Source organism: Blautia glucerasea, from assembly GCF_013304385.1.
GTDB classification, from domain to species: domain Bacteria; phylum Bacillota; class Clostridia; order Lachnospirales; family Lachnospiraceae; genus Blautia_A; species Blautia_A ammoniilytica.
Window position 1 is genome coordinate 30,788 of sequence record NZ_JAAITU010000016.1, and the last position, 13,098, is coordinate 43,885.

The following is a 13,098-nucleotide window of genomic DNA, read 5'->3' on the forward strand; positions in this document are numbered from 1 at the left end:
CTTTTGCCCCTCCCAACATCTTTTTATAACTGTTTTTTCACCTTGATTATTCGGACAAAAGTATTTACAATTAATTCGGATATACTTTTGGGGGAAAAGGAGTTGTTACAATGAGAGTCACTGTAAACATGAAGAAGACAGCAATGTGGCTTCTGGCGACAGCGTCTGTGTGGTTTTTTGCAGGTCTGCCATTGCAGGCGCAGGCACAGATCCAGGAAGGAACTGTTCAGAATGAGGCGGATACAGCAGCACCGGTCTTAGTTCAGAAAAAACAAGGCTTGGTTCGGGAAGGCAGGAATTACTGTTATTATGTAAAAGGCCAGAAGGTACGCCGGGTATGGAAGAAGATCCGTGGTCGGAAATATTACTTTGGAAATAATGGCAATGCAGCAACCGGATCTGTACAGATCAAGGGTACCTACTATATTTTCAACGAAAAGGGTCAGCTTCTGGCACCAAGGCGTAATGCCATTATGAAGGTAAAGAACGCATACTATTATGTAAAGCCTTCAGGAACCCCTGTTACCGGATGGAATGTGGTAAAGGGAAAACTGTATTATTCCTACAGGAATGGTAAATGTGCAGCCGGCAGGAAGGTTGGGGAGATCCGTTTCACCAGGAACGGATATGCCAGGGATGATATTAATACCAGGCTGAAGATCAAATGTATGGAAGTAATTAATAAAGTGACTACGCCTTCTGCTTCAACCAATACAAAGCTAAGGCAGTGTTGGTATTACCTGAATACGATCCGTTTCCAGTCAAATAAATTTCCTATTACCAGTCAGAAGAACTGGCCAAAATACTGTGCCTACGACCTTCTGGATACCATGTGCGGCAACTGCTACGGGTTCGCTAATGCATTTGCAGCACTTGCAAAGGAACTGGGATACAAGCCTTATGTGATTGAGCTGCCTATGACTCATTGTTGGGTTCTGATCAATGGCGGATACTGGGATAACATGGGAAATAAAATGGGTGTACCTAATTCCCCTAACCGATATAATTCCGATCAGATTTATAAATTCTAAAGAAAAATGGCACTAATTGAGAAAAATAACTCAATTGGTGCCATTTCCTTTTGGAGAGAAAAGCAGTAGAATAATTGGAGTTAGATGATACTAACAAAAAAGGAGGAAGGAGATTCCCAAAGGGAAGAAAAAGAAGTTATGTTTTTGGAAATACATAATCTGAAAAAAAGCTATGGAGATGGAGAGAGCAGGACAGAGGTTCTTCGCGGAATTGATTTTTCTGTTGCAAAAGGGGAAATCTGTGTGTTGCTTGGGCCATCCGGATCAGGAAAGTCAACACTGTTGAATATCATCGGTGGAATCGATGATGCAGATGAGGGGTATATTTCTATTGAAGGCGAAAAGACTGCAGATATGAATGAAAAGACCCTTACAAAATACAGAAGAAAGCATCTGGGTTATGTGTTTCAGATGTACAATCTGATCCCGAACCTGAATGTAAAGGAAAATGTGGAGGTAGGGGCCTACTTAAGCGATAAGGCATTGGATATAGATGATCTTCTGAAAACACTGGGGCTTTATGAACACAGACACAAGCTGCCAAATCAGCTTTCCGGTGGACAGCAGCAAAGGACTGCTATTGGAAGAGCTATTGTAAAAAATCCGGATATCCTGCTTTGTGACGAGCCCACCGGTGCCTTGGATTATAATACATCCAAGGAGATCCTGAAGCTGATCCAGGAGGTGAACCGTAAATATGGCAATACAGTGATCATGGTAACACATAATGATGCCATTAAGAATATGGCAGACCGTGTGATCAAGCTGAGGGATGGTCAGATCCGGAAAAACTATGTGAATGAAACCAAGATCTCGGCGGAAGATCTTGACTGGTAAGGCGGTGAAATGATGAAAAATCCATTATTGAAACGTCTTCCAAAAGAATTAAAGACAGATCTGGGGAAATACCTGGTGATCTTTCTTTTTATGACACTGACCATTGGCTTTGTATCAGGATTTCTGGTGGCTGGATCCAGCATGTCAGCTGCCTACGATGAAAGCTTTGAAAAATATAATATAGAAGATGGTAATTTTACACTGTCTTCAAAGGCTTCGCAGGCACAACTGGAAAGGCTGGAAAAGGAAGGAGTCAGGATTGAAGAAAACTTCTTTGTGGAAGAAGATGCAGACGCAGATTCTGACGGGAAGACAGACGGAACCATGAGAATTTACAAGAACCGGACAGGCATGAATCTGATCTGTGTGATGAAAGGAGAGCTTCCAGAGGCAGAGGATGAGATCGCCATTGACCGTATGTATGCGGATAATAACCATTTGTCTGTTGGGGATTCCATGAAGATCGCTGATAAGGATATGAAGATCACAGGGCTGGTGGCCTTGTCCGATTACAGCTGTCTTTTTTCTGATAACAGCGATATGATGTTTGACGCTGTAAAGTTCGGGGTTGCTATTATGACAGATCCCGGTTTTGACAGTCTGGGAACTGCTCATCTCAGCTACCGGTATTCCTGGCAGTATGATAAGGCTCCAAAGAACGAAACAGAAGAAAAAAATATGTCTGAGGATTTTATGAAGGTCCTTGCCAGAAATGTTTCTCTTACAGACTATATCCCACAGTATTCCAATCAGGCGATCCATTTTGCAGGGGATGATATTGGGGGGGACCAGACCATGATGGAGGTTCTTCTGTATATCCTGATCGTGATCATGGCCTTTGTATTTGCTGTCACTACTAATAATACGATCACAAAAGAGGCTTCTGTGATCGGTACTTTAAGAGCTTCAGGATATACCAGAGGAGAACTGCTGAGGCACTATATTGCACTGCCTATTCTTGTAACACTGGCAGCTGCTGTGATCGGAAATATATTAGGCTATACTTATTTAAAAGATATCTGTGCAGATATGTATTACGGAAGCTACAGCCTTCCTACTTATGTGACACGGTGGAATGGAAAGGCATTTGTGCTTACTACAGTAGTGCCTATTGTGCTGATGCTGGTGATCAATATTATGCTGATCTACCGAAAGCTGACTCTCTCCCCGCTTAAATTTCTCCGCAGGGATTTAAGCAGATCCAAAAAGAAAAAGGCAGTACGCCTGCCGGCATTCAGTTTTATGAACCGGTTTCGTATCCGCATTATCTTACAGAATAAATCAGGCTATATTACCTTATTTATTGGAATTCTGTTTGCCAATATCCTGCTTCTGTTTGGTATGATGATGACTCCGCTTCTGTCAAATTATCAGAAGAAGATCATGGATAACATGATCGCAAAGTATCAGTACATGTTAAATGTACCGGAGGACGAAGAGGATGAAGAAGCGGACGCAGATTCAGAAGAAAATAAGCTTACATTGATGGGAATCCTGGAGAAAATGCTTATACCGTCTCTTGATACGAAGACAGAAGGAGCTGAGAAATTCTGTGCTTATTCCTTGAAAAACATGCCGAAGAATCGTGATGGAGAGAGCATTACCGTATACGGTATCCAGGACGACAGCCAGTATGTAGACCTTGATTTTAAGGATGAAGGGGTATATCTGTCTGACGGATTGGCTGAAAAATACAATATCCATATCGGGGATGAATTAACATTAAAAGAGCCTTATGCAGACGATACTTATACATTTCAGGTGGCAGGAACCTATGATTATCCGGCTGCTCTGGCAGTGTTCATGCCTATCCAGGAGTACAGGAATACCTTTGACAAGGCAGAGGATTATTTTAACGGATACTTCTCAAATGAAGAAATTAAAGATATTGATGAACAGTATATTGCCACAACCATTACAGAGGATGATCTGACTAAGGTATCCAGACAGCTGACTGTGTCCATGGGAAGCATGTTTTACCTGGTCAATATGTTTGCAATTATACTTTTTGCAATCCTGATCTATCTGTTGACAAAACTGATCATAGAGAAAAACAGTGCATCCATATCCATGGTAAAGATCCTGGGTTATGAGAATAAAGAGATCATAAGTCTGTATCTTACATCAACTACCTGGGTGGTCATATTTTCCATAATTCTCAGTCTGGCAGCTGCTTCCTGGATCATGACTGCCATTTATAAGGTGATCATGATGGATTTCAGTGGGTGGCTGACATTGTATCTGGATCCTGTGATCTATCCGGAAATGGTAGCAATGGGGCTTGGTGTTTATGGTTTTGTGGCTGCAATGCAGTATAGGAAAATTAAGAAGATCCCAATGGATCAGGCATTAAAGAATGTGGAATAAATTAAACAGAAAAGAGAAAAGAATATGATACAGATTACTATTAAAATCGACGGTATGCAGTGTGGGATGTGTGAGTCCCATGTCAATGATTCTATCCGCAGGGCTTTTCCTGTGAAAAAGGTTACATCCTCTCACACAAAAGGAGAAACTGTGATCCTTACAGAAGAGGATATTCCGGAAGACAGACTGCAGGCTGTGATCAAAGAAACTGGCTATGAGTATAAGGGGATGGAAAAGGCTCATTATGAGAAGAAAGGGTTCTTTTCAAGATTACGGAAGAAATAAAAATGAGAGTGAAAGAAATAAGCCTTTGTTTGGCTTGACAGGAAAGGGGGAATAGTGTTACCTTTATCCCGTTGAATGAATTAAATACGGAAGCTGACGAGGTGTAAAAAAATGCAGGAAATGAAGCCAATCAAAGAAGGTAAAGTACGTGAGATCTACGACAATGGAGACAGCCTGATCATGGTTGCCACAGACCGTATCAGTTGCTTTGATGTGATCCTTAATAATGAAGTTACCAATAAGGGCAAGGTGCTTACTCAGATGTCCAAATTCTGGTTTGACCTTACCAAGGATATTCTTCCAAATCACATGATCTCTACAGATGTGAATGATATGCCTGAATTTTTCAGACAGGAGAAATACGACGGTAAGAGCATGATGTGCAAGAAGCTGGAAATGCTTCCATTGGAGTGCATTGTCCGGGGTTATATTACAGGAAGCGGCTGGGCAAGCTATAAGGAGAACGGCAAGGTTTGCGGGATCAGCCTGCCGGAAGGACTGAAAGAGTCTGACAAGCTGCCTGAGCCTATTTATACACCATCTACAAAAGCTGAGATCGGTGATCATGATGAGAATATTTCTTTTGAACAGAGTATTGACCATCTGGAGAAATATTATCCTGGTAAAGGTAAGGAGTATGCAGAGAAACTTCGTGACCTGACCATCGCACTTTATAAGAAATGTGCAGAGTATGCACTGAAAAAAGGGATCATCATTGCAGATACCAAGTTTGAGTTCGGGCTTGATGAGAATGGCAATATTACCATTGGCGATGAAATGCTTACACCTGACAGTTCCCGTTTCTGGCCTGCAGATGTATATGAACCGGGACATGGACAGCCGTCCTTTGACAAGCAGTTTGCCCGTGACTGGCTGAAGGCAAATCCGGACAACAACTGGACTTTGCCCCAGGAGATCGTGGATAAGACTATTCAGAAATATCTGCAGAGCTATAAAATGCTTACAGGCAAAGAACTGGACTGATCTTTAAAACACCGGCATAAGTGGGGATATCCGGTGGATCATTTACTGTCGTTTGATTAAATAAAAGAGAGGGATGAATGAAATGGATTATGCGAAAGAATCGTTGAAGATGCACTATGACCTGAAAGGAAAGCTGGAGATCAAATGCCGCGCAGCAGTAGACTCCAAGGATGCATTAAGTCTTGCCTATACACCAGGGGTAGCACAGCCTTGTCTGGAGATCCAGAAGGATATTAATAAAAGCTATGAGCTGACCAGACGCTGGAATACGGTTGCTGTTGTGACAGATGGTACCGCAGTTTTAGGCCTTGGAGATATCGGACCAGAGGCTGGTATGCCGGTTATGGAAGGTAAATGTGTTCTGTTTAAGGCTTTTGGCGATGTAGATGCCATTCCATTATGTGTACGCAGCAAGAATGTGGATGATATTGTTGAGACTGTACGCCTTCTGGCAGGCAGCTTTGGCGGTGTAAACCTTGAGGATATTTCTGCACCAAGATGCTTTGAGATCGAGAAGAAGCTGAAAGAGTGCTGCGATATTCCGATTTTCCATGATGATCAGCATGGAACTGCAGTGATCACTTTGGCTGGTGTGATCAATGCACTGAAAGTAGTTGGCAAAAAGATGGAAGATATTAAGATCGTTACATCAGGTGCCGGTGCAGCAGGGATTGCTATTATCAGGCTTTTGATCTCCATGGGTCTTAAGAATGTGATCATGACTGACCGTAAAGGTGCTATCTATGAGGGCAGAGAGGGTCTGAATCCAATCAAGGAAGAAATGGCTAAGATCACAAATAAAGCTCATGAAAAAGGTACTCTTGCAGAGGTGATCAAAGGCGCAGATGTATTTATCGGTGTATCTGCTCCGGGAACACTTACTCAGGATATGGTACGTACCATGGCAAAGGATCCGATCATTTTTGCATGTGCTAACCCTACACCAGAGATCTTCCCGGATGAAGCGAAGGCAGCAGGTGCAGCTGTGGTTTCCACAGGAAGATCCGACTATCCTAATCAGGTAAATAACGTACTTTGCTTCCCTGGTATTTTCCGTGGAGCACTGGATGTACGTGCATCTGATATCAATGATGAGATGAAGATCGCTGCAGCCTATGCTATTGCAGGACTGGTAAGTGATGAAGAATTGAATCCGGATTACATCCTTCCGGCTGCTTTTGATCCAAGGGTAAAAGATGCGGTTGCAAAGGCAACTGCAGAAGCTGCCATCAAGAGCGGTGTTGCAAGGATTAAATAAGCTTTTTAAAATAGTAAAATGATTTACTAAGGACTGTCGCATTCGTTTGCGGCAGCCTTTTTTGATTGAGATAAATGCTGCTAATCATTGTGAGAAAAAAATAAAAAAAGTAGTTGACTACTAAAAGATATTAGAATATACTAATTAACGTAAGCGAGAAACAATATTTAATAGATATAGCTATGACAACGTGAAGGGAGAGTGTAATGATGCCTTTGTCTATGGTTAATGAAGGGGAGCCGAACGTGATCCGGAAAGTCGGTGGAAAAGAAGAGATACGCAAATTCCTGGAAAACCTTGGCTTTGTTGTAGGAGGTACAGTGACCGTTGTTTCTGAGAATGACGGTAATCTGATCGTAAATGTAAAAGATTCACGTGTGGCGATTGGTAAGGACATGGCCAATAAGATTATGGTGTAAACAGCATCTTATATCCTTGGAGATTTTCAGCCTCCGACAGACATGAGAGTCTGTCGGGGATTGTGAATTAATAAAAAGTTACATATTTTCATGAAAAGGAGTTTGTTATGAAAACATTACGTCAAGTTGCCGTTGGCCAGACAGTTACTGTTAAAAGGCTCCACGGCGAAGGGCCTGTAAAAAGGCGTATTATGGACATGGGAATCACAAAGGGCGTAGGGATTTATGTGAGAAAAGTTGCACCCCTTGGAGATCCGGTGGAAGTAACAGTGAGAGATTATGAGCTGTCCTTAAGAAAAGCGGATGCTGAGATGATCGAAGTGGAATGATTTTTTTTACACGGCTGTTAGTGATTGCTAATTAACAACTGTATATTCTAACAAATGGAAGAAGCTTAAAACGAAATTAAATCAGGAAAGAAAGAGGAGGCATGAAAATGTCGATTAAGATTGCGCTTGCAGGCAACCCGAACTGCGGCAAAACAACATTGTTCAATGCGTTGACAGGATCTAACCAGTTTGTTGGTAACTGGCCTGGCGTAACCGTTGAGAAAAAAGAAGGTCGTTTAAAAGGACACAAAGATGTGATCATTATGGACCTTCCTGGTATTTATTCCCTTTCCCCATATACACTGGAGGAAGTAGTTGCCAGAAATTACCTGATCAATGAAAGACCGGATGCAATCATCAATATCGTTGATGGTACAAACCTGGAAAGAAACCTGTATCTGTCCACTCAGATCATGGAGCTTGGCATTCCGGTAGTTATGGCTGTCAACATGATGGATCTGGTTCAGAAGACAGGGAATAAAATCTATATTGACAAATTAAGCAAAAAGCTTGGCTGCGAAGTAGTTGAGATTTCTGCTTTAAAGGGAACTGGCATCAGTAAAGCTGCTGAAAGAGCTATTGCGGCAGCCCAGAAGAAAAGCAGCGTAACACCTGTTCATGAGTTTGCTCAGGAAGTTGAGGATGTGATCAAGACTGTTGAGACAAAGCTTACAGGTATTGTTGCTGAGGAGCAGAAGCGTTTCTTTGCTATCAAGCTTCTGGAGAAAGACAGCAAGATCACAGAACAGATGAAAAGCGTGCCGGATGTATCTATTGAGGTTAAGGCTCTTGAAGATAAATTTGATGATGATACAGAGAGTATTATCACCAATGAACGTTATGTATACATTTCTTCCATTATCGGACAGTGCTATTCAAAATCCGCAAAAGGAAAGAAACTTACAACATCTGACAAGATTGACCGTATCGTGACAAACCGCTGGCTTGCACTTCCAATCTTTGCAGTTGTAATGTTTGTTGTTTATTATGTATCAGTAACTACGGTTGGTACGATTGTAACGGAGTGGACAAATGATGTTCTCTTTGGCGAGATCATCCCTCCTGCGATTGAATCTGCACTGGAGGCTGTTCACTGTGCTGCATGGCTGCAGGGACTGATCCTGGATGGTATTGTTGCTGGTGTTGGCGCTGTACTTGGTTTCGTACCGCAGATGCTGGTTCTGTTCTTCTTCCTTGCATTCCTTGAGTCCTGCGGTTACATGGCTCGTGTTGCATTTATTATGGACAGAATCTTCCGCAAATTTGGTCTGTCCGGTAAATCCTTCATTCCTATGCTGATCGCATCCGGATGTGGTGTTCCTGGTGTTATGGCTTCCCGTACCATCGAGAATGACAGAGACCGTAAGATGACTATCATGACAACTACCTTTGTTCCTTGTGGCGCAAAGCTTCCGATCATCGCCATGATCGCAGGCGCATTCTTCGGCAACAGTGGATGGGTGGCTACAAGTTGCTACTTTGTAGGCATTGCGGCAATCATCTGCTCTGGTATTATCTTAAAGAAAACAAAGATGTTTGCAGGTGATCCGGCACCATTCGTTATGGAGCTTCCTGCATACCATTGGCCAACCGCCGGAAATATTTTAAGAAGCATGTGGGAGAGAGGCTGGTCCTTTATCAAAAAGGCCGGTACGATCATCCTTCTTTCAACCATCGTTCTGTGGTTCTTAATGGGCTTTGGATGGGAAGGCGGTTCCTTTGGAATGGTCGAGGAACTGAACAACAGTATCCTTGCAAAGATCGGTTCTGCAATTGCCTGGATCTTTGGACCTTTGGGCTGGACAAAAGCCGGCGAAGGCTGGAAGATGGCTGTTGCTGCTGTAACTGGTCTGATCGCAAAAGAAAACGTAGTAGCTACCTTTGGTATGCTGTTTGGCTTTGCTGAAGTTGCAGAAGACGGCGCTGAGATCTGGGGTAACCTGGCACAGGTTATGACACCTATCGCAGCATATGGATTCCTGGTATTCAACCTTCTTTGTGCACCTTGCTTCGCAGCAATGGGCGCCATCAAGAGAGAGATGAACAACAAAAAATGGTTCTGGTTTGCAATCGGATATCAGTGCGGTCTTGCTTATGTGGTTTCACTTTGTATCTATCAGATCGGTACACTGATCACTACTGGAACTTTCGGTATTGGCACAGTGGTTGCTTTCATACTGGTTGCATGCTTTATTTATCTGTTATTCAGACCATACAAAGAGAGCAATACATTAAAAGTAAGTGTAAAAGCCTGATAAAGACAGGCACTTTTACAGCCTGCATCCAACAGGGTGCAGGCTGTTACTGCATCAGCCCAGAGCAACAGGAGGTGAGTTTTGGTGGGAGAACGAAAGGAAGAAGCAGCAAGGGAGTCTCAGTCATATGAGCGGACGAAAATGCAGAAAACCATGGTGATCCAGAAGCTTCGTGAGCAAGGATGCAGGATCACCAGACAACGAAGGACGATCCTGGATATTATTTTGGCAGAGGAGTGCTCCTGCTGTAAAGAGATTTATTTTAAAGTTCAGAAAAAAGATAAGAATATTGGTCCTGCAACGATTTACCGTATGGTGAACGTGCTTGAGAATATTGGAGCCATCAGCCGGAAAAACATGTATAAGATCGCAGACTGCAGTACCTGTTGTGAAGAAAAATCCTGTTATGTAAAATTAAGTGACGATACAATATGCAGGCTTTCTCCCGGAATGTGGCGGGAAGTAATGAAGGCAGGCATGAAAGAATGCGGATATATAAAGGAACAGGAAATCGCCAGTATTGAAATGAAGGCTTGCAAATGCGAAGCCTGAAAGCAGGCAGGGTAATTACAGGATATGGGAATGCATTTTACCTCTTGGCTGTGAGAATATTAAATAATTGAGAATGTTTCTCGATTAAGAAAAAGTTTCTGGACAAGTAAAAATACGAATGCTATACTGACTTTTAAACTTTTATAAAGGAAGAAAAGCAGCAGAGATTATCTGACTGCAAAATATAAGGAGGAATCTATTATGGCAGATTTGAACTGGAAAAAATCAGGATTATTTGCAGCAGGAGTTTTATTTGGCACGGCAGGCATCAAAGCACTGTCCAGTAAGGACGCAAAGAAGCTGTATACCAACTGCACAGCAGCTGTTCTTCGCGCAAAGGATTGCGTTATGAAGACAGTTACTACAGTTCAGGAAAACTGCGGTGACATTTATGAGGGGGCAAAGCAGATCAACGAAGACCGTGCTGCTGCTGAGGAGACTTTTGAGGATACGGCAGACGAGGAAGTAAAGACAGACCAGGAAGTCAAGGCAGAAGAGGATAAAACAGAAGAGGATACATTCAAAGAGGCAGAATAAAGATGCGTTTTAATATTAAACATGAGATCCGGGGAAGAATCAGGATCCATATTTTCCAGAAACGGATGACTTATCAGCAGGCAGATATCCTGCAGTATTATCTGGAAAATACTGACGGAGTGATAACGGCAAATGTTTATGATAAAACCTGTGATGCCACCATCAGTTACAAAGGCGACAGGAAGGAGCTTCTTGGCAAGTTGCAGTGCTTCCGCTATGAGAATGTGAAAGTTCCGGCAGCTGTGCTGGATAGCTCCGGCAGGGAATTAAATGAACAGTATAAAGAGAAGCTTGTTAATAAAGTGATCTTTCATTACGCAAGGAAGTTTATGCTTCCAATGCCATTTTCAGCCATCTATACAGGTGTGGTATCTGCAAAATATATCTGGAAAGGCCTGAAGACTTTATGGCAGCGCAAGATCGAGGTACCGGTACTGGATGCGACTGCTATCAGTGTTTCTATGATCCGGGGAGATTTTGGAACTGCCGGTTCTGTAATGTTCCTTTTGGGAGTAGGTGAACTGCTGGAGGAGTGGACCCATAAGAAATCAGTAGGCGATCTGGCTCGTACCATGTCCCTGAATGTGGGCAAGGTATGGCTGCGCACAGAAGATGAACAAGAAGTACTAACTGATGCAGATGTGATAAAGCCAGGTGACTGTGTGGTTGTGCATATGGGCAATGTGATCCCGTTTGATGGTACAGTCCTTGAAGGTGAGGCTATGGTGAACCAGGCTTCTCTTACAGGTGAGTCTGTACCAGTACGTCGTGTATCCGGCAACACCGTGTATGCAGGCACAGTTGTAGAAGAAGGAGAAGTGGTCTTTACTGTTTCCTCAGTAGGAGGCAGCAGCCGGTATGAAAAGATCGCTGCTATGATCGAAGATACCGAGAAACTGAAATCCGGACTGGAGAGCAAAGCAGAACATCTGGCAGACCGTCTGGTTCCATATACTCTTGGCGGCACGGGTCTGGTGTATCTTCTCACAAGAAATGCTACAAAGGCACTTGCAGTGCTGATGGTTGATTTTTCATGCGCCTTGAAGCTGGCAATGCCTATTTCCGTATTGTCTGCGATCCGTGAGGCTAACCGGTATAAGATCACAGTTAAGGGAGGCAAATTCCTGGAGGCTGTAGCTGAAGCAGATACCATTGTATTTGACAAGACAGGCACTCTTACCAAGGCAAAACCAACCGTAGCAAAGGTGATTTCTTTTGGCAGATACAGTGAAGATGAAATGCTTCGTCTGGCTGCGTGTATGGAAGAGCATTTCCCTCATTCCATGGCAAAAGCTGTAGTAAATGCGGCAAAGCAGAAAGGGCTGGACCATGAGGAGATGCATTCCAAGGTAGAGTATATTGTGGCCCATGGCATTTCCACATTTGTAAACGATCACAAAACTGTGATCGGAAGCTCTCATTTTGTATTTGAGGATGAGAAATGCAAGATCCCGCAGGGAATGGAAGAGAAGTTTGAACAGATTCCAGAAGAGTATTCCCACCTTTACCTTGCTATAGACGGTGAACTGGCTGCAGTGATCTGCATTGAGGATCCGCTGCGGGAGGAAGCACCGGAGGTGATCCGCAGGCTGAAAGACGCCGGATTTACCAAGGTGGTGATGATGACCGGGGATAGTGAGCGTACAGCAGCTGCAGTTGCCAAAAGGGTTGGGGTAGATGAATATTATTCAGAAGTCCTTCCTGGAGATAAAGCCAGATTCGTAGACAAGGAAAAAGCCGCAGGACGTAAGGTAGTGATGCTTGGAGATGGCATCAATGATTCGCCTGCACTTTCGGCGGCTGACGCAGGTATAGCTGTCAGTGAAGGTGCACAGATCGCAAGAGAAGTGGCAGATATTACCATTGGTATTGATGATCTGTATAGCCTTCTTGCACTGAAATACATTAGTGATGAACTAATGAAGAGAATCAGATGCAACTACAGAACCATTGTAGGCTTTAATACAGGACTGATCATTCTGGGGGTGGCTGGTATCCTGCAGCCTACTACTTCAGCACTTCTTCATAATACCTCCACACTGCTGATCGGGATGAGGAGTATGAAGAATCTTCTTCCGGAATAAACAGAGGTTTGTATGGGCGAAAATCTGGTTATTATGAGGACTAATTAGTACAGTTAAAATCAGGTAAGTCAATATGGCGGTTACTTAATATTCACTGTACCAGTCACTGACATCATAATGAGAATTATTATACAAATAAGGGAGTCATCATCTATTGACA

The 13,098-nt window shown here is 43.1% G+C and carries 12 protein-coding genes; all 12 read left to right on the forward strand.

Features of this window, described 5'->3' with window-relative positions:
• Window positions 1-110: 110 nt before the first annotated feature.
• The gene (locus tag G5B11_RS08190; protein ID WP_173727565.1) at window positions 111-1,031 is read left to right on the forward strand and encodes a transglutaminase domain-containing protein; all 921 of its coding nucleotides are present in this window, start codon (window positions 111-113) and stop codon (window positions 1,029-1,031) included.
• Between the two features lie 138 nt (window positions 1,032-1,169).
• Window positions 1,170-1,868, forward strand: coding sequence for an ABC transporter ATP-binding protein (locus G5B11_RS08195; RefSeq protein ID WP_173727608.1), 699 nt, complete (start codon window positions 1,170-1,172; stop codon window positions 1,866-1,868).
• Between the two features lie 9 nt (window positions 1,869-1,877).
• Window positions 1,878-4,235, forward strand: a complete 2,358-nt coding sequence (locus G5B11_RS08200) for an ABC transporter permease (protein ID WP_330603100.1) — start codon at window positions 1,878-1,880, stop codon at window positions 4,233-4,235.
• Window positions 4,236-4,259: 24 nt separating this feature from the next.
• Window positions 4,260-4,520 (forward strand): heavy-metal-associated domain-containing protein, encoded by a 261-nt coding sequence (locus G5B11_RS08205; RefSeq protein WP_173727566.1) that lies wholly within the window; start codon window positions 4,260-4,262, stop codon window positions 4,518-4,520.
• A gap of 111 nt (window positions 4,521-4,631) precedes the next feature.
• Window positions 4,632-5,504: a phosphoribosylaminoimidazolesuccinocarboxamide synthase gene (locus G5B11_RS08210; protein WP_173727568.1), complete on the forward strand. Its 873-nt coding sequence runs from the start codon at window positions 4,632-4,634 to the stop codon at window positions 5,502-5,504.
• A gap of 82 nt (window positions 5,505-5,586) precedes the next feature.
• Window positions 5,587-6,762 (forward strand): NAD(P)-dependent malic enzyme, encoded by a 1,176-nt coding sequence (locus G5B11_RS08215; RefSeq protein ID WP_158422216.1) that lies wholly within the window; start codon window positions 5,587-5,589, stop codon window positions 6,760-6,762.
• Between the two features lie 206 nt (window positions 6,763-6,968).
• Window positions 6,969-7,181, forward strand: coding sequence for a FeoA family protein (locus tag G5B11_RS08220; protein ID WP_158422217.1), 213 nt, complete (start codon window positions 6,969-6,971; stop codon window positions 7,179-7,181).
• Between the two features lie 107 nt (window positions 7,182-7,288).
• A complete protein-coding gene (locus G5B11_RS08225; protein WP_158422218.1) occupies window positions 7,289-7,510 on the forward strand; it encodes a FeoA family protein in 222 nt (73 codons plus the stop codon).
• Between the two features lie 107 nt (window positions 7,511-7,617).
• Window positions 7,618-9,765 (forward strand): ferrous iron transport protein B, encoded by a 2,148-nt coding sequence (feoB, locus tag G5B11_RS08230; RefSeq protein WP_173727570.1) that lies wholly within the window; start codon window positions 7,618-7,620, stop codon window positions 9,763-9,765.
• 84 nt (window positions 9,766-9,849) lie between these two features.
• On the forward strand, window positions 9,850-10,317 hold the full coding sequence (locus G5B11_RS08235; RefSeq protein ID WP_330603101.1) for a transcriptional repressor: 468 nt from the start codon (window positions 9,850-9,852) through the stop codon (window positions 10,315-10,317).
• Between the two features lie 201 nt (window positions 10,318-10,518).
• Window positions 10,519-10,854 carry a DUF6110 family protein gene (locus tag G5B11_RS08240; RefSeq protein ID WP_173727572.1) on the forward strand — a complete coding sequence of 112 codons (336 nt, stop codon included), beginning with the start codon at window positions 10,519-10,521 and terminating at the stop codon, window positions 10,852-10,854.
• Window positions 10,855-10,856: 2 nt separating this feature from the next.
• On the forward strand, window positions 10,857-12,938 hold the full coding sequence (locus G5B11_RS08245) for a heavy metal translocating P-type ATPase (RefSeq protein WP_173727574.1): 2,082 nt from the start codon (window positions 10,857-10,859) through the stop codon (window positions 12,936-12,938).
• The last annotated feature ends 160 nt before the right edge of the window (window positions 12,939-13,098 follow it).

Coding starts and splice junctions, on each gene's coding strand:
- G5B11_RS08225 (WP_158422218.1), top strand. CDS start 7,289: ATGAAAACATTACGTCAAGTTGCCGTTGGCCAGACAGTTACTGTTAAA.
- G5B11_RS08240 (WP_173727572.1), top strand. CDS start 10,519: ATGGCAGATTTGAACTGGAAAAAATCAGGATTATTTGCAGCAGGAGTT.
- G5B11_RS08245 (WP_173727574.1), top strand. CDS start 10,857: ATGCGTTTTAATATTAAACATGAGATCCGGGGAAGAATCAGGATCCAT.
- G5B11_RS08195 (WP_173727608.1), top strand. CDS start 1,170: ATGTTTTTGGAAATACATAATCTGAAAAAAAGCTATGGAGATGGAGAG.
- feoB (WP_173727570.1), top strand. CDS start 7,618: ATGTCGATTAAGATTGCGCTTGCAGGCAACCCGAACTGCGGCAAAACA.
- G5B11_RS08205 (WP_173727566.1), top strand. CDS start 4,260: ATGATACAGATTACTATTAAAATCGACGGTATGCAGTGTGGGATGTGT.
- G5B11_RS08200 (WP_330603100.1), top strand. CDS start 1,878: ATGATGAAAAATCCATTATTGAAACGTCTTCCAAAAGAATTAAAGACA.
- G5B11_RS08210 (WP_173727568.1), top strand. CDS start 4,632: ATGCAGGAAATGAAGCCAATCAAAGAAGGTAAAGTACGTGAGATCTAC.
- G5B11_RS08220 (WP_158422217.1), top strand. CDS start 6,969: ATGATGCCTTTGTCTATGGTTAATGAAGGGGAGCCGAACGTGATCCGG.
- G5B11_RS08215 (WP_158422216.1), top strand. CDS start 5,587: ATGGATTATGCGAAAGAATCGTTGAAGATGCACTATGACCTGAAAGGA.
- G5B11_RS08190 (WP_173727565.1), top strand. CDS start 111: ATGAGAGTCACTGTAAACATGAAGAAGACAGCAATGTGGCTTCTGGCG.